We start from the raw sequence: 23,834 nt of genomic DNA, 5'->3' as shown, positions 1-23,834 counted from the left end.
TCCGAATGACGCGCTCGCGGTCAGCCTCCGGCGGCGTTGGCGTCCAGATAATCTCGCGTGACGATATCTGCCTGGTCGTCAAGCCAGCGGACGAATTGATGTTCTTCCGTCAGAAGCGGACGGCAGACAGCGGCGACTTCGTTCATCCCGGCTTCCGCAGCGGCGGCGACGAGGATTCGGTATGAAGTGGCTTCCATGTGCGCAAATGTGGCTGATGCCAATACCGCCTTTACGGGCTCATCACCGACAATGTATCCACTCAGCGTTTGCGCGAAAGCCGATATCTGGCCCGTCACGGTTTTCACGGCCGAGGTGCTTTCGCCCAGAGTTTCAAGGCACGATTTCAATTGCGCCGCTTGTCTGGCGCTATGCTTTCCGTGCGCGTCCAATCCTGCCCGGAAATTCGGATGTCCGTCGATCTGCTGCGCAGTCTTGCCGAGCATAGTATGCGCCTGCTCCTCCATCGCATGAGCATCGCGAAGCCACTCCACCACGCGCTCCCTAGCCGTCTTCATCCGCGTTCTCCTGTAATGCTATCGTCACTCCGTGTCGGGATTGCCGGAATCTCCATCCGCCTGTTCGGATTTCCGTTTCTTGTTCGTCCACCGCCCATCCGGAGAGGATGCCGTCCCTGTTACATTTCTGGAATCGCGCGGTTCGTATTCGCTGCCGTGCCCTGCCGGCTGTTCATCTCCGCTCCAGCGGCCATCCTTGGTGTGGGCCTGACCCGTAACATTTCTGGAGTCTTTGGGCTCGTACTCACTGTCGCCGCTCATGTGCGTCTCCTTGCCTGCTATCTGCTCTTGCGCCCGATATCCGGATTGCCCCGGTCCATAGTGTTGACGGCGCCGCAGGTTGTTGTTGACATCGACCAAGCAACGAGCCTGACGCAGTTGCGTTCCACGGCTTTCCGCGCGAGGCGCCAGGCGATCGACGCCTGCCCATCGGTGGCATTTGCGACGAGAGGACAATCGTCGCGGAACATGGCTCGGCGTCGTGCGTCCCGTATTGCCAAGGAGACCTGCAAATGACGAATCGCGAGGATGCTCATACGTATCAACCCCCTCTCGGCGCCCGGAGGGCGGTCATAACGGGCGGCACAACGGGTATCGGCCGGGCTGTCGCCGTCTTGCTGGCGAGCTACGGGGTAAAAGTCTTTGTTTGCGGTCGTACACCACAACATCTCGAAGATGCGCTTGCGCGCATTCGCGAGGTAGGGGTGGGGGAGGGCCTTGCGCTGGATGTTTCGGACGCAGCAGAGCTGCGGCGATTTTTCGATGCGGCGGAGGAATGGCTCGGCGGGGTTGATATCGCCGTTGTTAATGCCGCCGTCCCGGCGGAAGCTCTCGCTGACACGGCGGAGGATGCCATGCGATATCAGATCGAAACGGATTTCACAGCCTATCTCGCGACCGCTATGCTGGCAGCGGATCGGATGGAGCCCGGCAGCGATATCATATTCATAGGATCCATGTCAGCGGTATCGAGAAAAATGGGCACTTCGGTTTACGTTGCGGCGAAAGCCGGCATTCAGGGCTTCGCGCAGTCTCTGCGCCAGGAACTTGCCGAGCGGGATATCAAGGTCGGCCTCGTCGAACCCGGGTTTACCGGAGCCGATTTCCAATATCCGGATTTTCCCGCTGGAAAGCAGGCAGAGCTTATAAACGAGGACAAAATGCTCCGCGCGGAAGATATTGCGGTTGCCGTTCACTTCATGCTCTCACAGCCGCGCAGAACAGCGGTCTCACTGATGCGCGTCGAGACTCGGCTTGAGCATCCTTAAAGCTTCTTGAGCAGGGTTGGGCGAAATCGAACGGACACCTCAGCTGTTGGCTGTGCCCGGCTCGGCCATGCGGCGATGCTGCTCGGCCATAACGCCTGGGGGTGTTACATGTGCGGCGGCCACCTGGAGTTTGTTTTTCCAGCCTGAGACGATATTATCCTTGCCTTCGATCATCCCATCCCATCCGTCTCGCGCGACTTTCTTGGGATCGGCCTTGTCCGGATCGACCCCGACCTTCGTGTCCATCATGTCGGCGCGTTCGAAAAAGGCCGTGTCGGTAGGGCCGGGCATCAATGTCGTTATGGTGATACCGTCGAATTCCTTCAGCTCATTGCGAATGGCATCCGCGAAACTGTCGATGAAGGCTTTCGTGCCGTTGTAGACGGCCTGAAAACTGCCCGGAATGAAGCCCGCAATCGATCCGGTGACGAGCACCCGGCCGCTGCCCTGGTTCACCATCTGGCGCAGCACGTTCTGCAAAAGATAGACAGTGCCGACCACATTGGTGTTGATGACGCGGCGCCAGTCGTCCGGGTCCTGATCAAGGAAGCATCGGCCGAGTCCCCGTCCTGCGTTCGCGCACAAGACATCAATCCGGCGCCCTCCCACGGACTCGAGCAGGCGGTCGACACCCTCCAGCGTGGCAAGATCGGTCTGTAGCCAGGTCACGTCCGTCCCCGTGCGCCGCAGATCATCTGCGGCCGCTTCCACCAGTGCTTCATCTGCCACAACGAGGACATCGTACCCGCTGCCGGTGGCGATCCGTGCCAGCTCGAACCCGATGCCCGTTGAAGCTCCGGTAATGACGGCGAAAGGTCTTGCCATACAAATCTCCGTTGGTCTCAGACCTTCACAGAGGCCTCAGTGTCTTATGCACCCATGAGCGCACGGAATTTCGATCCGTTCCGGAGCATCCGAAACATCACATGAGTTTTGCGACGAACTGCGTACCCCCCTTCCGCGATCGATGCGGTCAAGATGAATGAACACCGGGTATGAACTATTTCCATCGCGTTGCGTTACCCGGTCATGCGTATTCACATACTTCTCATTCTAACCGCGGCGCTTGCGGGCTGTGGTCAAAGCGGCTCGGATTCCGGAACCGCCGCGCAAACGGCGGACGAAGGTGATCGCGGGGGACCGGGCGCCGTGCCTGCCCGCACGCCGGAGGGCGCCGAAGCTGCCTTGAATGCGACGCGGGACCGCATCGCCGAAACCGGCGTGAGCGAACCCTTGTCGTCTGCGCGCGACTACGTCCTGCGAGTCGCGCAGGCGAGCCTGTACCAGGTGGAAGCCGCTCGAATTGTGGCCAAGGGGGATTTACCTCCGGCGATGAAGGCGTTCGCGCAAGAGCTTCAAGCGACGCACACGGCTGCGTTGGAAGACCTCCGCACGGCGGCGAAGGCAAGCGGCCACGCATCTCTGGTTCCGGAAACGGTCAATCAGGAACAGGCAGAGCAGCTTGATGAACTCCGCGGCGCCACGGGAACCCGCTTGCAGCAACTTTATCGACGTCAGCAGGAGGCCGCTTTCGAAGATATGGTTCAACTCCACGAACAATATGAAAAATATGGAAATGTGCCTGCGCTGATGAGGTACGCTGGGCGCTACAGGCCTGTGGAAACCGAGCATTTACTGCGTATTCGAGATGACGCCATGCGTGTCGCCCAAACGCTGGCCCCGCAATAGCAGGTTTGCTTAGGCGGGAACGAGTAGCCATATGGCCACGATCAGCACGCAGGTGACGCTGACAAGTACCCAGGTGAGCAGGCGAATCCGGACCGAACGGAGTTCCGAAATCCAGTGCGCGTGAAGGCGCTCGAGAACACGGCAGGCCCGCCGCTGCGCCGAGATGAAAATGAAGACGGCCATTAGGAAAAACCCGGTCGCGATGGCTTTCGCTACCCAAGTCGGCTCGAGTGATCGGAAGAGTGCGTTCAGCCCCAGCCCGATCCCCAAAGACGCCATTCCCGTTCTTATCCATCCAGCGTATGAGCGCTCGTGGGCGAGTAAAGTACGATCCTCGGCAAGATCGGTGCGATCACGCGCAGGATTGTCGTCACGATCCACGAAGCCTCCTGTTTTTGGGTCCTAACGCTTCACGTCGCCTAGTACGGTGGACGGTTTGTCGTCCTTCTCGATCACGCTCATGCTTCCATCCGTTTCAAGCACGACGGCAGCAATCCGTTCTCGTCGGCCTACACCAGCTTTTCGGATGGCCGCATCGACTTCGGATGCCGTGACGCGTTCGTCTACCATGGCATCATGTTGATATTGGCCGTCGCTCAGCAACAATCGTGGCTGGCTACGAATAAGGCTACGAAACCGGGGGGAGGCTATAGACAGGCGGGCGACGCACCACTGCAGCAGGGCGAGCATGAAAAAGGCCAGAAACCCTTCCGCAAATGCGACATTTCTTGTCAGCAGCACAGTGGCTAATGTGGACCCTAGGGCGATCGTGACGACGAGGTCGTAGGCATTCAGTTTTGCAAGCGCCCGTTTCCCCGCAAAGCGAAGTACGAAGACCAGTGCTGCGTAGGCCATCACCGAGATGACTGCGACTCGTAAGAGGCCGTGGTAGTTGTCGAACAGCATATGCAAATTGTTTCTGCGGGCGTTGTGATGCGTGAGAGGCCGTAGAATACGCACATAAGTAACGATGTTGAGGCGGCCGAGTTCCGCTCGTCAGGCCGGGGTAGGCGTGAACGCGAAACGCGAGGACGTCACTACGTTGCGGATCGCGACGAACGGCGGAACCATGGGGGCGGACAGCGGTTGGCATCCGAGACTCTCATACATGGAGACGAAGATGCCGGAAACGCGTCAGGCCGACCCACCGCGCGACGATGCGCCTATTACGACGTCGAAGACGTCGAAGCCCGACCGGGCACTTCTGGCGGAAACCGTGACGATCAACAGACCGCGGGAGGAGCTCTATGATTTCTGGCGCAATCTCGAGAACTTGGCCGTCTTCATGGACAATATCGAGTCGATAACCTGTATTGACGACCGGCGTTCCCGCTGGCGCGTGAAAGCACCTGCGGGAAAGACCGTGGAGTGGGATTCAATCATAACCGAAGATATTCCGGGGCAAGCGATAACCTGGCAATCGGCCGAAGGGGCTGACATCGATAACAGCGGCAAAGTCGAATTCATCGACGCGGGGCTGCGCGGCACCGTTGTACGGGCCATCATCGCCTATGATCCTCCCGCTGGCCTGGCCGGAAGGCTGGTCGCCAAGCTGTTTCAGCGCGAGCCCCGCCTTCAGGCCCGGCGCGATTTGCGGCGTTTCAAGCAGCTTATGGAGACGGGAGAAATCTCCACCAATGCAATGAATCGCGAGATGCTCGCAAAAGAGCTGGAGGCATAACGATGCGCGCTGTCACCTGGCATGGCAAACATGATATCCGCGTCGAGACGGTTGACGATCCCGAAATCGTGAACCCCCGCGACGCGATCATCCGCGTGACCTCCACGGCGATCTGTGGGTCTGACCTGCACCTTTACGACGGTTACATTCCAACGATGAAGGCCGGAGACATCCTCGGCCACGAATTCATGGGGGAAGTGGTAGACGTGGGGTCGGGCAGCACGCTTCAAATCGGGCAGCGCGTCGTGGTTCCGTTCACGATCAGCTGTGGCGCATGCTATCATTGTTCGAAGCAGCAGTTTTCCGCCTGCGGCAATTCGAATCCTGCGGACAATCAGGACATCGCCCGCGAACTCTATGGCCATCCGATGGCAGGGCTGTTCGGCTATAGTCACATGACCGGCGGATATGCCGGCGGGCAGGCTGAGCTTGTGAGGGTGCCCTATTCGGATGTGGGACCATTCGTCATTCCAGACGACAGCATCCCGGACGAGAAGGTATTGTTCCTGACTGACATTCTGCCGACCGGCTGGATGGCTGCCGAGAACGCCGAGATCGAACCGGGTGACACCGTTGCTGTCTGGGGTTGTGGTCCGGTGGGACTGTTTGCGATCCAGAGCGCTTTCGTGATGGGCGCGGAGCGCGTGATCGCGATCGATCACTTTCCAAACCGGCTCGAACTCGCGCGCCAGTTCGGCGCCGAGATCATAAATTTCGAAACCACGAAGACCTACGAGGCGCTGATGGAAATGACGGGGGGTATCGGTCCCGACGCTTGCATCGACTGTGTCGGGCTTGAGGTGCATGGCGCGTTTGCCGACAACATCCTCGATCAGATCAAGGTTTCGACGTTCCTCGGGACAGATCGTGCGCATGCAATCCGCCAGGTGATCATTGCGTGTCGAAAGGGCGGACGCGTATCGATGCCGGCGGTGTACGGCGGCTTTGTGGACAAATTTCCGCTCGGCGCACTTATGGAGAAGGGCCTGACGCTGAAAACGGGCCAGACCCACGTGCAGCGTTATTTGCCTGCGCTCTATGCGGCGATCGCCGAGGACAAGCTCGATACCACATTCCTCATCAGCCATCGCCTTCCGCTCGACGAGGGTCCGGAAGGGTACAGGCTTTTCCATGACGAACAGGACCAGGCAACGAAGATCATATTGAAGCCGGATTTGCCGCTCGGCGGAGGGAACACGGTTCCAGCTCTTTAGTCCCGACTACCGATGCAGCGAGTGGGAGCCGCGCGGGGACCACTCGTTGAAATGAATAGAGAAAAGGAGACCTGAAATGCACGACGTACCTAACACCCCACCTCACTACGGACGCGGCGCGATGTTTGGCGCTGCTGCAGCGGGCCTGCTGGCGGGATTGGCCGCAACCATGGGTCGCAAGGCTGCCGTGCAATCGATGACGGCTGTAAAGGGGGACTGGCTGGATGGCCTCAAAACTGAGCACCGTGCGGTGCTAAGAATTTTCGATGCGATCGAGCGCACCGACAATGGAGACAGGCTGCAGCGCCGCACCTTGTTGCGAAAGCTGAAGTCGGCATTGGCGCATCATGCATTTCAGGAGGAAAACGTCGTCTATCCGGCATTGCGGCAGCACGGCGATGTTGAAGCGGCTGACCATCTCAATCACGAGCACGGCTACGTGAAACAGAAGTTGTTCGAACTGTCCGAGTTGCCGAGCGATCAGCCACAATGGTCCGAGAAGGTCAGGGCGTTCCGCGGCGAGCTGGAAGCGCACATGGAGGACGAGGAAAGCCGTTTGTTTCCCGAGCTTCACAAGGCGCTGGGCGAGGCGGGGAACAAGCATCTTACCTATGTTATGAATCTTGAAGGCATGAAACTCGCCTGAGACATCAAGCGGCGTGCGGGTTGGGTATTGCCGGGCAACAGCGCTTTTTCCCCGGCAGTAACCGCACCTGAACGGCAAAGGAGCTCAACGGCTGCGTGGGTTTCCCTTCTCGAGACGCGCAGGGTCGGGATATTCATCCGGTTTCACTGTTCCAATGTTGGGGCGCTTCTCGACGCGCTCTTGAGGCTCACCACCTTCGACGGTTCCATAGTCCTCACTTTCGGGAATGGTGTCGCCGAGCGGCCCTCGCCGGGGTAGCGAATGTGTCGCTTTGGATTGCTGTGGTGACCGTGCTTTGGACATCGTTCTTCTCCCGAAAAGCGTAGATGCCGCTCTTAAACGTCGGCACAGCCGATAGTTCCTTTGCGCAAGTGCGGAATTTCCGGACAAATTAAAGGTGCTATGCAACTTTTGTGCGCCCGGTCGGTTGGCCATGCAGGGCCACGTGTACCGCAGACGCGACCTGTGCGCCCGAGCATCAAAGGAGCACACGCATGAGATCGGGGGTTTCGCCACAGCGTCCGCATCCGTTGCAGGCCATCGTCGTTGCTTTCCCCCTCGCGCTGTTTGCGAGCGTGATTCCGGCGGATGTAGCCTATCTGCAAACGGCAGAGATTCAGTGGTCGAATTTTTCAGCATGGCTCATCGTGGGCGGTCTCCTGACGGGTGTGCCGACGTTGGCATGGGCGATTGTGGATATTGCGCGCACTCGGCGCAGGCGCGCGATCGTGATCGTACTTTTGTGGCTCGCAATGTTCGTAACGGGCCTTATCAACATCCTCCTTCACAGCCGTGATGCCTGGTACTCGGTCACCGGAACCGGTTTGTTTCTTTCTGTTCTCACCGCGGCGTTGGCGATCGCAGCGGCCTGGCTGACCTTTTCGGCAGGGCAGGGGGACTCAGTCTGATGGGAAAATTCCTATACGCAGCTCTGTGTGTAGCCTCGCTTGCCGCGTGCGGCAGTGAAGGTGACGTGGCCCAGTACGGTGGCGAGCCGCGGCTTCCAGAGCAGCAGACGGGCCTGGTTCCGGCCATGCAGATCGCAACCCCGGCAAGTTGGAGGGGCGCCCTGCCGACTGTACCGGACGGCTATGTGATCACTGCGCTCGCGACCGATCTGCGTATACCACGGCAAATTCTGGTTGCCCCCAATGGGGACATTCTGGTTGCCGAAGGTAGCGGCGGTGGGGCCCCAAAGCTCCGTCCCAAGGACGTGATCGCTGGCATCATCAAAGGCCGTGGACATAGCGATGTGGAGGGCGGCGACAGGATCACGCTGCTCCGCGATACGAACGGGGATGGCCGCGCTGAACTGCGAACGATACTGTTGGACGACTTGAACGCGCCTTATGGTCTCGCTTACGTCGACGGCTCACTCTACGTTGCCAATCAGGACGCACTTTACCGTTATCCTTATACGCCAGGGCAGACCCGGATAACGGCTGCCGGCAGGAAGGTTACAGACCTTCCTTCGGCGCTGAACCATCACTGGACGAAAGCGCTCGCGGCTTCGCCGGATGGATCCCGCCTCTACGTCGGGATCGGCTCCAACAGCAACATCACGGAGAGGGGGATGGCCGCCGAAGTCGACCGCGCGATGATCTGGGAGATCGACCCTGAGGACGGCGCACACCGCCCCTATGCCACGGGTCTCCGCAATCCGAGCGCGCTGGCGATTGAGCCGCGAACGGGGCGTCTTTGGGCGGCGGTGAACGAACGCGACGAGCTCGGCGCGAACCTCGTTCCGGATTACATGACCGCGGTTCGCGAAGGCGCGTTCTACGGTTGGCCCTACAGCTATTGGGGGCAGCACGTTGATCCGCGCGTTCATCCACAGGATTCGCAAATGGTCGCGTCGGCGGTCCGCCCAGACTACAGCCTGGGTTCGCACGTCGCTCCGCTCGGTCTCGCCTTCTCCATGCCGGCGCTGGGTCAGGCGTTCGCCGAGGGCGTATTTGTCGGCGAGCATGGCAGTTGGAACCGTCGATCGTTCAGCGGTTACAAGGTCGTCTTCGTGCGATTCCGAGAGGGGCGTCCGGCCGGAAAGCCGGTGGATTTCGTCACGGGGTTCCTGAGCGATGGTGAGGCCCGTGGGCGTCCCGTCGGCGTCGCGGTTGATCCGCGGGGAGCGCTGTTCGTTGCCGACGATCTGTCGAACACGGTCTGGCGCGTTGCTCCGGTTGCCGCATCGCCGGTCGCCCAGTGACCGGGGACATTGGCATGGAAGATGCGCCGCTCAACCGCATTGAGAAGGTCGATATCGCCATTACGCACTCAGCTGCCGGATTCTACGACAGCCCCGCCGGACGAGTACTCGGAAATATAGGCAAGATCGGCGACGAGGCCCCACTGCTCGGCATTGCCGCACTGACGGCGCTGTACGGCATCGCCGCATCGAAGCGGCGTGTCGCCGACGCAGGTTTCCGCATGGCGCGCGCCGAACTTGTCGCGATCGTTCTGAAGACGCTCGGGAAGCGCAGCGTCAACCGCACGCGGCCGACAGCGCTGCTTGAAGACCGGACATACAGGATGGAGCCGGGAACGTCGTCTTCCCACGCGCTCCAATCCTTTCCCTCGGGGCATACGGCTGGCGCTGTCGCCGTCGCGCGGGCATTTGCTCACGTGTTTCCAGAACGGGCACCGCTGGCGTTGACGGGCGCGCTAATCGTCGGCTTGCTGCAGCTGCCGCGAAAGGCGCATTTCGCGAGCGACGTCGCCGCGGGCGTGCTTCTCGGCTTTCTGGCCGAGCGGCTAAGCAGGCCTTCGCGCCCGGTGTGCTCGGAACCGCGCGGCACGGCCGGGGTTCACGCATAACGGATCAGGGCAGGGGAGCAGCGACGTTGGACATCACGCATCCCTGGTTTCCCTATTGCGGCGCGGCGCCGGCGCCTGCCGAAATATGGCAGCGGTGGAACATGGATCCGCTCGTCCTTATTTCTCTCCTGCTCGTTGTCGGGATCGTCTGGCGGCGAACTGATGAGGCGGCGCGTCTGAATCTTTTGGGCGCGACAGCGCTTGCCGCCGTGCTGTTTGTCTCACCGCTATGTGCGCTCACGTCCGCGCTGTTCTCGGCAAGAGCGGTCCACCACGTGTTGCTCACGGCGGTGCTGGCGCCGCTGCTCGCGGTGGCATGGCCCGGGGCGAAGCGCCCTGCAGTCGGCATTTGGACCGCAGCGCATGTCGCTATCTTCTGGTTCTGGCATGCGCCCGCCGCCTATTCATGGGCGCTTTCGCACGACGCGGCCTATTGGGTGATGCAAGTTACCTTGCTCGGCAGCGCAGCCGGTTTCTGGGCCGCAGTACAGCGTGCACCCGCGCTCCACGCTGTCGCGGCACTGCTGATGGCCATGGTGCAGATGGGACTGCTCGGCGCGTTGCTGACATTCAGCAGTTATCCGTTTTATGCGCCGCATCTTCTCGGACCGCAGGTGTGGGGCCTGTCGCCGCTCGAGGATCAGCAACTCGCCGGGCTCATAATGTGGGTGCCGGCCGCTGGCCTCTATCTCGCTGCGGCCCTGTATGTATTCATGCGCTGGGTCGCCAGTGAGCAGGTGGTGGGGCGTTCGTGATCGCGGCACTTCGACGCTGGGCGAAGCGGCATACCGAACGCAGCCGCTATTCACCCGTGGGCATCGCCTTCCACTGGGTCATGGCAGCGCTCGTGATCTTTCAACTCGGCTGGGGCGCCTATGTGGGATTTCTTCCGCCAGGCGGCGGCAAACTGGCCGGCTATGAGGTCCACAGCGCCGTAGGTCTGGTGATCCTCGTCCTCGCGATTGGCCGGGGGGTGTGGAGATTGATGATTCCAGGGCCGGTCAATGATGCGGACCGGCTGGGTTGGCAGACCAAATTCGCCCATATCACGCATCTGGTGTTTTACGTCTGCTTCTTCGGGTTGCCCTTGAGCGGTTGGGTCATGTGGTCGGCGATCGCCGAGCCGGGGCCGCTCTATCTTGCAGGCGTGGTTCCGTGGCCTCAGCTGCCGTTCGACTCGCTGCCGCTGGTCCTGCGCTGGCAGATTATGGACATTGCCGAGGACATACACCTTGTTCTTGTCGTTGTACTCACCGTCCTGGTGCCGCTGCACGTGGCAGCGGCACTGAAACATCATTTCTGGGATCGCCACGATGTCCTTCGAGGGATGCTCCCCGAGATTCCGGACGAGGAGGACCCAAAGGCAGAGCAGCAGCATACGCCGAGACAGCCTCGGCCTCTTCTGGAGAAAGGCGCCGGCTGATGTCCAACATCAGATTTTCGGGGTCGTTGCGCCGATCGCTGCGTTGCCATGCGGCAATCTGTTCGGCAAGATAGGCGGCCGGTTGACCGCTGAGTGGCGGGTTAGCGGAACCGACGCCGCTCCCATCGGCTCCGTGGCATGTTACGCAGGCGGGAATGCCGCGGCGGGAATCGCCCTCATGATAGAGCTTCCGACCGCGTCCATCGGAAGACGTGCCTACGCGAACCGGAGCGGGAAGCGAGGCATAATAAGCGGCGACCATCCGCAATTCATCCAGCGTCAGCTTGCGCGCGATGTTTTCCATGCGGGCATTTTTGCGCCTGCCGCTTGCATAGGCCTCGAGCTGCGCAGCAAGGTAGCCTGCATCGATCGCGGCGAGACGGGGGGTGTCGGCACCGTTGCCCTGGCCGTCGCGACCATGACAGGTGAAGCAGGCATTCGCGGCGCCTGCGTCGCCGCCGCTGAGCGCAATCAGTTCGCCGGTCTCGGTAAAGCGGTCGGCAGCGGTACGCTCGGCGATGCCGCAGCCCGTCGCAAACACCAGGCACAGGGTGGAAAGACTTCCTGGGCTGATGGACGGGGCGAACACGATTTCTGCGGAACCTCCGCCAGCTGAATTGGTTCCGCCTTGCGACGACTTGACAGGTGCAACATTGGGGACACGGGTGCCAAACGCGTGGGCAGCATGGATTTTCTTGCCGGCTGTTCTCGCCTGCGCGCCGCCGCCTGACGCACGGCATGCGCTGCCGCAGGCAAATGTGGAGCGGGGACGCGCTGTCATGACGCGCGTTGGTTGCGCGAGTTGTCACCGCGTTCCCGGGATTTCCTGGCCGGAGGGCAGCGTCGGCCCAGCATTGGCCGGCTTTGCCCGGCAGGGGCTCATCGCCGGCCGCCTGCCGAACCGTCCGGACCTGCTCGCCCGCTTTGTCCGCAATGCGCCTGCGCTGCTTGCGGATACCACGATGCCGGCAATGCCGCTGAGCGAAAGGGAAGCAGCGGATGTGGCCGCCTATCTTTATACGCTCGATGACGCCTGAGGCGCTCGCCGGCTGGCCGCCGCCGGTTTTCGATCCGGCGGGCCCCTATGCTGGATCGATCGCGACCCTATCTTGGGTGCTGGTCGCCATGGCGATCCTCGTGCTCATTATCGTGCTGGCTGCGCTGTGGGCAGCGCTGTTCGGATCGCAGCGCTTGCGGGCACGGCTCGGCGGCAAGGCGGTCATTTGGGCGGGTGGGATCGTTTTTCCCGTCGTCGTGCTGACGGCCCTGCTGATTTACGGGCTGACCCTTACGCGGCACCTCACGGCATCGCCCGCGGACGGCGCTATGCGCGTGCGCGTAACGGGAGAAATGTGGTGGTGGCGTGTCGACTATCTCGGCGCGGACGGGCGCGTTCAAATGCGCGACGCCAACGAGCTTCACATTCCCGCGGGCCGGCCCGTCGTCGTCGAACTCGAATCGAACGATGTCATTCACAGCTTCTGGGTACCGCGTCTGTCGGGCAAGCTCGACATGATCCCGGGCCGCCGCAACATCATGCAGATCGAGGCGACGGCCCCCGGGGTATTCGGCGGGCAATGCGCTGAATATTGCGGGGGTCCGCACGCTCTGATGGGGTTCGTCGTGGTCGCGCACACGCCGGCGGCATTCGAACGTCTGATGGCGGAACGGAGTGCTCCCAAGGCGCGCGCACGGGAAACTGCGGGAGCGGAGCTGTTTCGCTCAAGCGGTTGCGCGGCCTGCCACCGCATCGCTGGCACCGCGAACGGAACGGCTGGTCCCGATCTCACACACGTCGGTTCGCGCCGGTCGCTGGGGGCGGGGATCCTGCCCAACAATCGGGGCACGATGATGGGCTGGATCGGGGATAGTCAGGCGATCAAGCCGGGCAACCGGATGCCGCCGTACAAGGTGCTCAGCGGCAAGGAACTGGAAGCGCTTGCGATTTATCTCGAGGCGCAGACGTGAGCGAAACCGGGTTCGATCCGGCGGCCTACAAACGCCTGCCCTCCAGCGAGGCGCGTCCAAAAGGCGAGCTCGAGGCGCTCGAACACGTCTGGCGTGCTCCCCAGGGATGGGAACTGCTGACCGCAGTCAATAACAACTATATCGGGTTTTTCTACGTCGCTACGGCATTTCTGTTTTTCCTGCTCGCAGGCATTCTGGCACTCGCGATGCGGGTCCAGCTCGCTCTGCCGCTTCAGGGCATGCTGCCGCCGGAAACCTACAACCAGTTCTTCACGATGCACGGCACCGTGATGATGTTTCTGTTTGCGGTGCCGGCAATGGAAGCCCTCGGCGTTCTGCTGCTGCCCCAGATGCTTGCGGCGCGCGACCTGCCATTTCCGCGTCTCTCTGCCTACGCGTTCTGGGCCTATTTTGTGGGCGGCCTCTGCTTCTTCGCATCGCTCTTTGTCGGCCTCGCACCGAGCGGCGGCTGGTTCATGTATCCGCCGCTCACCAGCACGACCTATTCGCCGGGCATCAACGCCGATTTCTGGCTGCTCGGGATCGGCTTTATCGAGATTTCGGCGATCGCGGGCGCGATCGAGATCATTGTCGGCGTGCTGCGCACACGTGCGCCGGGGATGACGCTCGAAAAGATGCCCGTCTACGCGTGGGCGATGCTCGTCTTTGCCGTGATGATCATCATCGCATTTCCGGCCGTCATCCTCGGTACCCTGCTTCTGGAACTCGAGCGCGCGTTCAACTGGCCGTTCTTCGATGCGACGCGCGGGGGCGACCCCCTGCTCTGGCAACATCTGTTCTGGTTTTTCGGGCACCCCGAAGTCTACATTATTTTTCTTCCCGCATCGGGCCTTGTTTCGATGATGGTTGTCGCGCTCGCGCGAACGCCGCAGGTCGGGCACACTCTCGTGGTTCTCGCCTTTCTCGCTACGGGATTCATCAGCTTCGGCGTCTGGTCGCACCATATGTTCACCACGGGCATGCCGACACTGTCAGTCGGCTTCTTTTCGGCCGCGAGCATGGCGGTTAGCATCCCGGCCGGCATCCAGGTGTTTTCCTGGATCGCGACGTTCGCGCTGGGCAAACCGCGCTTCAACACGCCGACATTGTTTCTTCTCGGCGGCCTCGTCACCTTCGTGATGGGTGGGCTCACCGGCGTGATGGTAGCGCTCGTGCCGTTCGATTGGCAGGCGCACGACAGCTATTTCATCGTCGCGCATCTCCACTATGTCCTGATTGGTGGCATGGTTTTCCCGATGTTCGCGGCCTTCTATTACTGGACACCGATGACGAGCCGTCGGGCGCTCTCGGAAACCTGGGGAAAATGGGCATTCTGGCTGATGTTCATCGGCATGCAGGTGACGTTTCTGCCGATGCATCTCACTGGGATGATGGGCATGCCACGCCGGGTCTATACCTATTTGCCTGGCCGTGATCTCGAGCTCACCAATCTTGTCTCGACGGTGGGCGCCTTCACGATTGCCGCTGGCGTGCTCGTCTTCCTCGTGGATGCGGCACGGAACTTCCGCTTCACAGTGGAAGGCGGGGCTGGAAACGTCTACGGCGGGGGGACGCTCGAATGGCTGCCAGCAGGTCTCTACTCGGCGCGAAGCATTCCTGTGGTGAGGAGCCGCGAGCCCCTGTGGGATGATCCTGATCTCCCGCGAGACGTAGCGGAGGGACGCTATTTCCTCCCGGGCACTGCAACCGGCCGGCGTGAAACGCTGATCACCAGCCCGCTGCGTGCTGAGCCGCAATATCTCCAGATCATGCCTGGCCCATCGGCGTGGCCACTGCTCGCAGCGATCTTCACGGCCGCGTTCTTCCTCCTTCTCACCGTCCAGGCTTATACGCCGGGCTTCGCGGCGGGTGTACTCGGCGTGCTCGCCATGATGCGATGGCTTTGGGACACTGACCGCGAAGTGGAAGCAGATGAGGTCGATATCGGTGCGGGGGTTCGCGTGCCGACGTATCGCACGGGCTCCGACAGTCACGGCTGGTGGGCGATGGTGATCCTCCTCATCGTGATCGGCATGATGTTTGTCATGACGGCGTTCGCCTATCTGTATCTCTACGGTATCCATCCCGCCTTCTGGACGCCTCCGCCGCCACCGGCGTCGCTTGTGCCACTGCTCGCCGGATACGGTGGCGGCGCGGGCCTCGCATTGTTTGCCCGGCGAATGCTCGCGCGGCCGGCAACGCATCTCTGGACGCCCGGTGTCCTCGTCGTGTGCGCGGCCGTTCTGCTGCTTGGGACCTTCGCGTTGGATATCCGAAGTTGGACTGAAGCCGGGCTCGCGCCGAGCGCAAGCGGGCAGGGGGCCGTGGTCTCCGCCTTTCTTGCGCAGCAGGGCGCGCTTATCGCCGTCTGCATGCTCATGGCTGCCTATGTTTCGGCGCGGAATGCGCGGGGTTTGCTGGTCCGCCCCCGTTGCAACACGATGGATCTCGTCGTGCTCTTTCTGGCCTACACCGGCGCGCAAGGCGGCCTTGCCGCTTCGCTGACACGGCTCTTTCCGGGCGCGGCCTGATGTCGTGGACGCTTTTCCTTGGTGGGCTTCTGGTCTGGGCGCTTCATTTTTTCGCGCTCTATGCAGTTGCCAGCATTTTTCTCACGAGCGACACCGCGCGACTGCTGACCGTCGCCGTCACCCTGCTGTGTCTTGTGTTGAATGCGCTGTTGTTCGTGCGCGTCGTCTCAGTGCAGGCGGACGTCGAACTCACCCGCTGGATGCGCTCGCTCGCGCTTCTTGGCGTTTCACTCTCCGTCGTTGCAATACTCTGGCAAGCGCTGCCGGCCGCTCTCGTGTGACGGCGGCGGGAACTCGTAACGCCGTCATGAATTGATCGTTAAACGTCCCGCACATTTCAGGAACACGGCGATAAACGACTGGATCACACAACTCATCGAGGACCTCGGCTATGCGGGGGTCGCGCTTCTCATGCTCGCCGAGAACGTGTTTCCGCCGATTCCTTCCGAACTTGTCATGCCGCTTGCTGGGTTCACGTCGGGGTCGGGTGATCTCATTATTGTCGGCGTGATTGTGGCGGGTATCATCGGAACCACCGCAGGCGCCTTTCTCTGGTACACTCTGGCCCGCAGATTGGGCGGGCATCGGCTGCGCCGCTTAGCGAGCCGGCATGGTCGTTGGCTGACGATTTCGGCCGCGCAGATCGACGATCTCGAAGATTGGTTCACGCGTCACTGCAAATGGGCTGTGCCGCTGGCGCACGTGGTCCCGGGGCTTCGCACGCTCGTCTCCATTCCGGCCGGAATTTTCGAGATGCGGCCGCTGCGCTTTGCGCTGCTCACCATTTTAGGGGCGGGCATCTGGACAAGCCTTCTGGCGGCCGGCGGGTTCTGGCTGGGTTCAGAATATACGCAGATTGAAAAATACCTGGGACCTGTCAGTGCGGCCATCATGGGTGGGCTGCTTGTTTTTTATGTTTACCGCGTCATCACCTTCAAGCCGCGCATACGGGAGGCTGCCACTTCGGATCAAAATCGTGTCTGATGTCGCCCGCACCGTCTGACCCGCAGAGCTTATCCTGCACCTGCGAACGCTGATCCAGAGTCAGGGAACATCTGCCACGCCGATGGTTTCTAGATCGGTTAGCAGGAGTCATCTTTATGAAGCTGCGCGCTCAGCCGCTCAACTGTACGCTGAAAAGCGAAGAGACCACCACAAGTTCGACCGATGTCATGATCGGCGTTGTTACGGACGCACTCAGGGCTCGTGACGTGGCAATTGCCAGCACGATCCGTGTTGCGGCGCACGACGTGCGCGCCGGTGTCACATCGGACGAGGGGCAGGGCGATGCCTGGCCTGACATGCGGACCCGTATTCTCGGTGCCGACATACTTGTCTTCGGAACCCCCATTTGGCTTGGACAGGCAAGCAGCGTCGCCAAGCGCGTGCTCGAACGCATGGACGCGTTTCTGGGGGAAACGGATGATAAAGGTCGTATGCCGTCCAGCGGCAAGGTGGCCGTCGTCGCGATTGTCGGCAATGAGGACGGCGCGCATGCCGTGACAGCGCAGCTTTTCCAGGCGTTGAATGATGTCGGGTGGACCTTGCCGGCGAACGCCGCCTGTTACTGGGTGGGGGAAGCCATGGGCAAGACGGATTTCCAGGATCTCAAGCAGCTCCCACAGACTGTGCGGCAGATGGCCGAGACACTTGCATCCAACGCGGTTCACCTTGCCGCCGCGTTGAAGGACGAGACGTACCCCGGAATCTGAGCAGGTGCCGACCCCTTCCGAACGCGGCGCCACGGCGAGCACCCCTCTCGCTTTCCCGGCGCGGGCTTGGCGTGAAATCCTTCTGCGTGTTTGGCGTCGCAATAGAGCGGACAATTTCTCGCTCATGGCAGCGGGTGTGGCCTTCTACGCGTTCCTGTCATTCGTGCCGCTGCTGGGGGCGCTGGTGATGAGCTACGGGCTCGTCGCGGATCCGGCCACAGTCGCGGCCCATATGCGCCTCATCATCGATCTCGTGCCAATGGACGCGGCGCGGCTGATCTACGAGCAATTGCTCAATCTCACGCGCGCCGCGGCGGCGCAAAAGGGGTTTGGTCTAGCGATTGCCCTCGGCATCTCGATCTTTGGTGCGAGCCGGGCGGCGCGCGCCGTGATGGCGGCGCTCAATGTGATTTACGATGAGCAGGATGTGCGGGGCATCGTTCGCAGTGCGGCCGTTTCAGCGGTTCTGGTGGTGGGGGCTGTGCTCCTCGGCATCTTTGGTCTGCTCGCGGCCTCGGCTCTCGGTTTTGCGCGAGAGCTCGCGCAGGGGTTTGGACCCGTTGCAGCGCACGCAATGCGAGGCGTCACCTGGTTTTCCGCCGCGCTCCTGTGCAGTTTTACCATTGCCGCCATGTACCGCTTTGCGCCGCACCGGGCAGACGCGCACTGGCGGTGGTTGACGCTCGGGTCGGTTCTGGCCACGCTGTTGTGGCTGGCTGCGACGCTGGGATTTGGTCTCTATGTCGCCGAATTCGCTTCCTATCAGGCCACGTACGGATCGCTGGGGGCCGTCGTGGTTTTGCTCGTCTGGCTTTATGTGTCCGCCTATGCGGTACTCCTAGGCGGACTCGTCAATGCCGAGGCAGAGCGTCAGACCGCTTGCGACACCACGACGGGTGTCCCGCGTCCCCTCGGGCGGCGCGGCGCCGTTGTCGCCGACATGAGCGTGGCTGCGAATATCTATCCGTCGTCCGGTTTGTCTCGGAACACGCGATCATGACGGTCAGCAACGTTGTAGGAGGGGGATCCGAGAGGAACGATATGCCCCTTGGGCGCGTTTCGGATGCATCTTTGAGCAAATGGCGAGACCCGAGCGGGCGTTGGATTTGCCGACACTGGAAAGGAATAAGAGATGACCGACCTCAACAAAATTGCCGAGCACATGGAAGTGGTCGGCGCCGATGGGGTGCACATTGGCACGGTCGACCAGGTTGAGGGTGACCGTATTAAGCTCACGAAAGCGGACAGCGGGTCGCACGGCAATCATCATCATTACGTTTCCGCAGGACTGGTCGCGGCGGTAGAAAACGGGAAGGTACGGCTATCGGCAAACGGGGACAATGCGGTTCTTCTGGAAGAGGAAGAAGACGGCAGGTCAATTGCCGATCGGAATCGATAAAAATGGCCACGCACCCGGGATTGCCAGAGCCGGACAAGATCGAGCCGCAATCGCCGCCCGAAACCCCGCCGCCGGTTGTTCCCCCGGATGAGCCATTAAAGAGCCCGCCCGAAATCGTACCCCACGAACCCGACCAGGATAGGCCGCACGAAACGCCCCAAGAACTGCCTCCTGCAGTGGGCCGGCGCATTCCCGCGTGATAGGCAGCTCTGTGGGCCGCGACTTCACAGAAGGCTGCAAGCACTCTGGACAAAGAAACAGTCCTCTTACGAGCGAAGTCGGCGTACGACGGGGCTATCGGCAAACCGTGGACCCGCCTCGTGCTGTTTGGTCAATATGGAGGTGGTCGTGGTGCGCGGCATTATAATCGGGGGATAAAGTCGTACCAAAAAGGCGACAGGCCCCGTCCCGCACCTCCCTAAGGAAAGCGGCTTCTGCTCCGCCCCCGTGCCAGTCGGCGGCAATGCTCACATCCGGCCCATTCTCAAGGGTGAAAGCGGCAATATCGATCGCATTAGCGTGAGCGTGTTGGGAGTAGCGGCCTCGGGAGCCGCCGCCGATACGCCGGCAAGCGTAGGTTCCAAATGTCTTTACGTCGGAAACTGGTCGCCCGAAATGTCGCCTCGCAGCGGGCTGTACGACCTCGCGCTCCCACACGTGAAGCCCTGCCACAACCACACAGGATGCAGAAACGGTGGGCGAATAGCGAATACCGACCCTGCCAGTGCTGCGAACTCCATCTGTGTAACCGCACACTGAGCCTTGGTGGACGGGCGGCAAAATCATGTGAGGGACGCCTGCTTCTGTGAGCAGTTCACGACACGCGGCAAAATCCGTCCGGCTCTGAGCGAGCTTGAAGGGCGTGAAGTATCCGATCGGCTGTGTGAGTTTAAGCGGGGTCCAAGGCAAATGCTCGGGGTAACGTTCCGACAAATAGCTGACGGCGAGCAAGGCGCCCGCACAAAGAACCGTAAAAAGAATGACGGGGCGCAACGCGAACCCTAGTAACGCCGCGCGCTGCAGAGCATTGCGGAGCCGTCGAGTAGGTTGGGCTGTTCCATCCGTCGTTCAATGTTGGGGGACGTCGAAGAGTTCCGAAGTTGGAGCAGGAATCCAGCGAAACAACCGGAAATTTCCGTCGTGCGCAGATGAGAACGCGCCCGGGCGCAAGCAATGCCGCTCTCACGTCCACTACCGAGCTCGCGAAGCGGAGAAGTTTGCCGGTCTTGCTGATTTCGGGCGAGCCTTGCCCCAGTTCCGCGCCCGCTTGGAGTCCACACTCGACTGAACAATATGTGCGGACGATTAAAATAAAAACTAAAGCGCGAATCAGTGCGTGTGGGACCCTCCCACTAAAACCTGCGACGAGGCGCGAGAGTTGGCGCCAAGTTGGCACTACAGACCGAAATTACAAGTTTCTGTGAAAAAGCAAATGCTTACAGTCCCTTCTTGGCGGAGACGGAGGAAAGTGAAATTTTAATAATCACAATGTAAAATCAAATATTTAAAGAATGTATTTGTACAAGATGTCCCTCCTAATGCCCCCGATATGAGGCATCAATCGCATTGGTGGTGACTGCGACGTCTTGAATTTGCGCCTCTAGAACCGGCGCAATCAGCGATGCCAACAGCATAAGCACTGCGCCGACGAAAGCGCCGGCCGCTGCGTACCATTTGACGGCTCGCTGCTGGTCCTGCGCCGTCCGCGCGGTGGCAAGCGCGCTCTCGATCTGACGCGCTGCTGCCGCCATACCGTTCTGCGCGTGCCCGAGCAGCCGGGCTTCCTCTGCGCGCACCTGTTGGCTGGCGCGCAGGATGTGCTGTCCGATCGCCTCGGGGGTCAGCTGAAGCGCAGGCGCCTTGGCCATAGCGCCGAGCGTTGCGTTCTGTTCCTTGATCCGCTCCCCGATGCCCGTGAGCACGCCGCTGTAATCGGGCTGCGCCTTCTGCTCGGCGGCGAGCCCTTCGAGCGCGCGGCGGAGCAGCGCCACCTCGCGCCTGAGCGCCTCGAACGCCTCTGCCGGGGATGAGTCGGTTGCCATGGTCTGAACCTAACGGCTAAGACCCCGCCCGCGCGAGAGGCCGAACCAGTCTGAGAGCTCCCGGGACAGCCCGCGCGCCGGTTCCATGCCGATACCGAGCCCGAGTTCGCGGGCACGAGGACGCAGCAGGGATTCCATCTGCGCATCGCGTTCGAGGCTCTTCGCAAGTCCCGCCATGCCCGCGTTGATCTTCGGGAGCTTGTGCTCCTCGCCCCAGAACCGGGCGTGCTCCTGCTGCTTCCTGAGCTTTGTCCATTCCGCGACGAACCGGTCGGCGCGGTACGCGGGATCGCTGCGGACACGCTCGGCCTCATCGAGGATAGCACGCGCCTGCCGCACATCGCCGCGCGCCATCGTGTCGAGGAGCTTCAGGTCCGCGCGCCATGCATTCCGAAGGTCGCGCGCCGCGACGGGCCGGATCGCATCGAGCGCGGCCTCGTCGCGTTCGTGCATGGCGCGCAAGGGCTCGCTCATCGGCACGCCTGCGATGCCCATCTCGCGGACCTTGTGCACGGTGCGCGCATACTGCTCGACCGCCGGCTCCAGCTGGGGCTGCGGAGCCTGGATCGGCGTGCTTTTGAGCTGCAGCCCTTCGAACATGTCGCGGACCTTGACCGTGATCGCCTTGACCCGCTCCCGGAGCGTGATGCCGCGTCTCGCGGCAAACGCCTCGGCCTTGTCTGCGACCGGCCCATAGTCGCCGACCATGTCCTTGCCGCGGTCACGGCCGAGCGTGCGGATCAGCTGCTGCTCGTTTTTGAACGTCTCCTTGCCGTAGTAGAGATCGACCCGTTCGCGGTGGCGCGACAGCGCCACATAGGCGCCGTGCCGGTCCATGCCTGATGTTCCGAGCACATAGGACCGGTCCACGGTGACGCCCTGCGCCTTGTGGATCGTGGCGGCATAGCCATGGTCGATGTCGGTGTAGAGCTTCGTGTCGAACTGCAGGGGCCTACCGTCATCGAGCATCACCGCCATGCGCGCGGGGCCCACGCTCTCGACCCGCCCAAGCGAGCCGTTCTTCACCCCTAGGCTCTTCTCGTTCCGCAGGAACATCACCCGGTCGCCGCGCGCGAACGGCTTTGGCCCCTTGGTGGTCTCGACGCGGACGTCATCACCGAGCTGTTTGCCAAGCCGCAGGCGCTGGCGCGCGAGTGGGTTCAGTGATGCGACGTCGGCGCGCGTGTGCGCGAGGATCAGCCGGCTCTTCTGCGGCTGCGCCTTCCGGTCCCTGTCCCAGCGGTCGATGAGCTGTTTCTTTGCCTCGGCCTCGGTCGGCGCTGCATGGACACGGTCATGTTCCTTGAGCGCCTGGATCGCCTCCTGGGTTCTGCCCGTCGCCAGCTGCCGCACGGCGTCGCGCTGCCAGGCGTCGTGCTGGCGGCGGATCTCGGTGACCTCGACGCCGCCGTGACGCTCATGGATGGAGCGGAACGCCGCGCCCGCCTCGATCGCCTGCAGCTGCTGCGGATCGCCGACGAGCACCACCTTCGCACCGACCTCGCTCGCATGTGACAGCACGCGTTCCATCTGCCGCGTGCCGATCATCCCGGCCTCGTCGATAACGAGCACATCGCGGGACGTCAGGCGATCGGTGCCGTTTGCCCAGGCGTGCTCCTGCGCGGCGATCGTGCGCGACGCGATGCGCGACCCTGCTTCGAGGTTCTCGGCGGCGATGCCGGAGAGCGCGAGCCCGCGCACGCGGTAGCCGGCATCCTCCCACGCTTCGCGCGCCACGCCGAGCAGCGCCGACTTTCCCGTTCCGGCATAGCCGACAATGACACAGAGGCCTTTGGGCTCGGTGACATGGTCGAGCGCTGCGCGCTGCTCGGACGAGAGCACAAGACCGTGCCGCTCGGCGCGCGCGACAGCATGGTCGCGGAACAGGTCGCGGACGACGTGCTTGTCCTGCTTCTGTAGGCGTTCCGTGGCCTGCTCGAGCCGCTGCTCGGTCTCCAGCATCGCGCGGGATGTGAACCGCTCCTGCTCGCGGCCGTCTTTCCCGAGCGCGACAAGCTCCGGCGAGGCTTCGACGGCGGCGAGCACACGGTCGAACTGGTCCTTGCCCTCGCTGTGTCGGTGCACGAACATCGCAAGCTCGCGCCGCGTGAACGTCGCCTGGCTGTGCGTCAGCGCATCGAACGCCACCTCGGGCTGCTTGAGGATACGTTCGCCGTTGGCGCGCGCGATGGCGCGGTGCTCGTCGAGACGCTCTCCGGTGAGCCCTACGTCCGCCATGCGCGATGCTGCCGGGCCGATCTTGTTCTGCGGCTCGAGATCGATGCCCTGCGCCTCGAGGCTACGGTGATCGACGGTGATGTCGAGGTCGCGCTCGGCGAGCGCGCGGTTGAGGTGCTGAGCCCAGGCTTCACGCCAATGTTCCAGCAGCTGCGTGCTGTTCCAGTCGCGCACCTTGGCGCCAAAGCCGTCCGCGTCCACTTCGCGCATGGTGAGCATGACATGGGCGTGGGGCTTCGCCATGCCGTCGGCGCCGATGTCCCAGTGGACATTGAGGTCTGCGCACATGCCGCGCTCGACAAACTCGGTTCGCACGAACTCGCGCGCCACCTGAACGGCGTCCGCCTGTTCCAGCTCCCTTGGCAGCGCGAACTCGACCTCGCGGGCGAGCTGCGCGTCCTTGCGCACCTCGGCGGCCTCGACGCTGTTCCAGAGCGCTTCGCGATTCCGAAGCTGCTCAGGGGCGTTCTCGGGCAGCATCACTTCGGAGTGGATGACGCCGGCCTTGTTCGTGAAGTCGTGATGGCGATCGAGGCGCTGGTCGTGCAGCCGCGAGGCCGAGCGGTACGCGGCGGACGCAAGCGCGCTCGCGCCGGTACTCCGGCTGATGACCTTCGCGCTGAAGTGATAGATTGCCATGGCGGCACACGATCTACACCCGGCAAGCCACGTCGGCACGACGTATAAGCGCGCC

The 23,834-nt window shown here is 62.0% G+C and carries 26 protein-coding genes and 1 pseudogene; 18 read left to right on the top strand and 9 right to left on the bottom strand.

The features are described 5' to 3' along the window. Positions 1-20 precede the first annotated feature (20 nt). The gene (locus H2052_RS07790; RefSeq protein ID WP_293779869.1) at positions 21-515 is read right to left on the bottom strand and encodes a DUF892 family protein; all 495 of its coding nucleotides are present in this window, start codon (positions 513-515) and stop codon (positions 21-23) included. A 24-nt stretch (positions 516-539) separates the two neighbouring features. Next, complete coding sequence (locus tag H2052_RS07785) at positions 540-776, bottom strand: hypothetical protein (RefSeq protein ID WP_293779867.1); 237 nt, start codon at positions 774-776, stop codon at positions 540-542. A gap of 251 nt (positions 777-1,027) precedes the next feature. Here H2052_RS07785 and H2052_RS07780 point away from each other — a divergent pair, with 251 nt between their 5' ends. Further along, positions 1,028-1,783: an SDR family oxidoreductase gene (locus H2052_RS07780; protein WP_293779865.1), complete on the top strand. Its 756-nt coding sequence runs from the start codon at positions 1,028-1,030 to the stop codon at positions 1,781-1,783. 39 nt (positions 1,784-1,822) lie between these two features. Here H2052_RS07780 and H2052_RS07775 read toward each other — a convergent pair whose 3' ends face one another. Further along, positions 1,823-2,608: an SDR family NAD(P)-dependent oxidoreductase gene (locus H2052_RS07775; protein WP_293779863.1), complete on the bottom strand. Its 786-nt coding sequence runs from the start codon at positions 2,606-2,608 to the stop codon at positions 1,823-1,825. A gap of 324 nt (positions 2,609-2,932) precedes the next feature. Here H2052_RS07775 and H2052_RS07770 point away from each other — a divergent pair, with 324 nt between their 5' ends. After that, on the top strand, positions 2,933-3,472 hold the full coding sequence (locus tag H2052_RS07770) for a DUF4142 domain-containing protein (protein ID WP_293779861.1): 540 nt from the start codon (positions 2,933-2,935) through the stop codon (positions 3,470-3,472). 9 nt (positions 3,473-3,481) lie between these two features. On the opposite strand, the gene H2052_RS07765 is transcribed toward H2052_RS07770, so the two are convergent. Both H2052_RS07765 and H2052_RS07760 read right to left on the bottom strand, forming a co-directional pair. Then, entirely contained in the window at positions 3,482-3,853 is a 372-nt protein-coding gene (locus H2052_RS07765; protein ID WP_293779859.1) for a DUF202 domain-containing protein, read from the bottom strand. Between the two features lie 21 nt (positions 3,854-3,874). Then, a complete protein-coding gene (locus H2052_RS07760; RefSeq protein ID WP_293779857.1) occupies positions 3,875-4,378 on the bottom strand; it encodes a YetF domain-containing protein in 504 nt (167 codons plus the stop codon). A 214-nt stretch (positions 4,379-4,592) separates the two neighbouring features. Between H2052_RS07760 and H2052_RS07755 the strand changes: the two genes are divergently transcribed. From H2052_RS07755 to H2052_RS07720, 8 genes are all read left to right on the top strand, one after another. Then, positions 4,593-5,153 (top strand): SRPBCC family protein, encoded by a 561-nt coding sequence (locus tag H2052_RS07755; RefSeq protein ID WP_293779943.1) that lies wholly within the window; start codon positions 4,593-4,595, stop codon positions 5,151-5,153. A 2-nt stretch (positions 5,154-5,155) separates the two neighbouring features. Then, entirely contained in the window at positions 5,156-6,367 is a 1,212-nt protein-coding gene (locus H2052_RS07750) for a zinc-dependent alcohol dehydrogenase (RefSeq protein WP_293779855.1), read from the top strand. A gap of 76 nt (positions 6,368-6,443) precedes the next feature. Then, a complete protein-coding gene (locus H2052_RS07745) occupies positions 6,444-7,013 on the top strand; it encodes a hemerythrin domain-containing protein (RefSeq protein ID WP_293779853.1) in 570 nt (189 codons plus the stop codon). A gap of 494 nt (positions 7,014-7,507) precedes the next feature. Continuing rightward, complete coding sequence (locus H2052_RS07740) at positions 7,508-7,921, top strand: DUF2231 domain-containing protein (protein WP_293779851.1); 414 nt, start codon at positions 7,508-7,510, stop codon at positions 7,919-7,921. Next, positions 7,921-9,219 carry a sorbosone dehydrogenase family protein gene (locus H2052_RS07735; RefSeq protein ID WP_293779849.1) on the top strand — a complete coding sequence of 433 codons (1,299 nt, stop codon included), beginning with the start codon at positions 7,921-7,923 and terminating at the stop codon, positions 9,217-9,219. Before H2052_RS07740 ends, H2052_RS07735 begins: the two co-directional genes overlap by 1 nt. A gap of 14 nt (positions 9,220-9,233) precedes the next feature. Beyond that, complete coding sequence (locus tag H2052_RS07730; protein ID WP_293779847.1) at positions 9,234-9,827, top strand: phosphatase PAP2 family protein; 594 nt, start codon at positions 9,234-9,236, stop codon at positions 9,825-9,827. 26 nt (positions 9,828-9,853) lie between these two features. Then, positions 9,854-10,582, top strand: coding sequence for a cytochrome c oxidase assembly protein (locus tag H2052_RS07725; protein WP_293779845.1), 729 nt, complete (start codon positions 9,854-9,856; stop codon positions 10,580-10,582). After that, the gene (locus H2052_RS07720) at positions 10,579-11,250 is read left to right on the top strand and encodes a cytochrome b (RefSeq protein WP_293779843.1); all 672 of its coding nucleotides are present in this window, start codon (positions 10,579-10,581) and stop codon (positions 11,248-11,250) included. Before H2052_RS07725 ends, H2052_RS07720 begins: the two co-directional genes overlap by 4 nt. Positions 11,251-11,263: 13 nt before the next feature. Here H2052_RS07720 and H2052_RS17860 read toward each other — a convergent pair. Beyond that, positions 11,264-12,031 (bottom strand): annotated as a pseudogene (locus tag H2052_RS17860) (c-type cytochrome); the annotation flags it as partial. Between H2052_RS17860 and H2052_RS07710 the strand changes: the two are divergent. From H2052_RS07710 to H2052_RS07675, 8 genes are all read left to right on the top strand, one after another. Continuing rightward, complete coding sequence (locus H2052_RS07710) at positions 12,030-12,287, top strand: c-type cytochrome (protein WP_293779839.1); 258 nt, start codon at positions 12,030-12,032, stop codon at positions 12,285-12,287. The pseudogene H2052_RS17860 and the gene H2052_RS07710 sit on opposite strands and share 2 nt — an antisense overlap. Next, on the top strand, positions 12,250-13,218 hold the full coding sequence (coxB, locus tag H2052_RS07705; protein ID WP_293779837.1) for a cytochrome c oxidase subunit II: 969 nt from the start codon (positions 12,250-12,252) through the stop codon (positions 13,216-13,218). Before H2052_RS07710 ends, coxB begins: the two co-directional genes overlap by 38 nt. After that, entirely contained in the window at positions 13,215-15,749 is a 2,535-nt protein-coding gene (locus tag H2052_RS07700; RefSeq protein WP_293779835.1) for a cbb3-type cytochrome c oxidase subunit I, read from the top strand. The genes coxB and H2052_RS07700 overlap by 4 nt, the downstream gene beginning before the upstream one ends. Then, positions 15,749-16,030 carry a hypothetical protein gene (locus tag H2052_RS07695; protein ID WP_293779833.1) on the top strand — a complete coding sequence of 94 codons (282 nt, stop codon included), beginning with the start codon at positions 15,749-15,751 and terminating at the stop codon, positions 16,028-16,030. The genes H2052_RS07700 and H2052_RS07695 overlap by 1 nt, the downstream gene beginning before the upstream one ends. Positions 16,031-16,061: 31 nt before the next feature. After that, on the top strand, positions 16,062-16,733 hold the full coding sequence (locus H2052_RS07690) for a DedA family protein (protein WP_293779831.1): 672 nt from the start codon (positions 16,062-16,064) through the stop codon (positions 16,731-16,733). A 116-nt stretch (positions 16,734-16,849) separates the two neighbouring features. Next, on the top strand, positions 16,850-17,461 hold the full coding sequence (locus tag H2052_RS07685; RefSeq protein WP_293779829.1) for an NAD(P)H-dependent oxidoreductase: 612 nt from the start codon (positions 16,850-16,852) through the stop codon (positions 17,459-17,461). A 4-nt stretch (positions 17,462-17,465) separates the two neighbouring features. Then, positions 17,466-18,461, top strand: coding sequence for a YihY/virulence factor BrkB family protein (locus tag H2052_RS07680; RefSeq protein WP_293779827.1), 996 nt, complete (start codon positions 17,466-17,468; stop codon positions 18,459-18,461). Between the two features lie 132 nt (positions 18,462-18,593). Further along, positions 18,594-18,860 carry a DUF2171 domain-containing protein gene (locus H2052_RS07675; protein ID WP_293779825.1) on the top strand — a complete coding sequence of 89 codons (267 nt, stop codon included), beginning with the start codon at positions 18,594-18,596 and terminating at the stop codon, positions 18,858-18,860. 294 nt (positions 18,861-19,154) lie between these two features. On the opposite strand, the gene H2052_RS07665 is transcribed toward H2052_RS07675, so the two are convergent. The 3 genes from H2052_RS07665 to traA form a co-directional block, all read right to left on the bottom strand. Next, a complete protein-coding gene (locus H2052_RS07665; protein ID WP_366484348.1) occupies positions 19,155-19,769 on the bottom strand; it encodes an extensin family protein in 615 nt (204 codons plus the stop codon). A gap of 626 nt (positions 19,770-20,395) precedes the next feature. After that, positions 20,396-20,902 (bottom strand): hypothetical protein, encoded by a 507-nt coding sequence (locus H2052_RS07655; RefSeq protein WP_293779821.1) that lies wholly within the window; start codon positions 20,900-20,902, stop codon positions 20,396-20,398. 9 nt (positions 20,903-20,911) lie between these two features. Next, the gene (gene traA / locus H2052_RS07650; RefSeq protein WP_293779819.1) at positions 20,912-23,779 is read right to left on the bottom strand and encodes a Ti-type conjugative transfer relaxase TraA; all 2,868 of its coding nucleotides are present in this window, start codon (positions 23,777-23,779) and stop codon (positions 20,912-20,914) included. Positions 23,780-23,834: the final 55 nt, after the last annotated feature.

Origin of the sequence: Sphingosinicella sp. (genome assembly GCF_013911755.1) — a bacterium.
Classification (GTDB): domain Bacteria; phylum Pseudomonadota; class Alphaproteobacteria; order Sphingomonadales; family Sphingomonadaceae; genus Sphingosinicella.
Note: the sequence above shows the minus strand (reverse complement) of the source record. Positions and strands in the feature narration are given on the sequence as shown.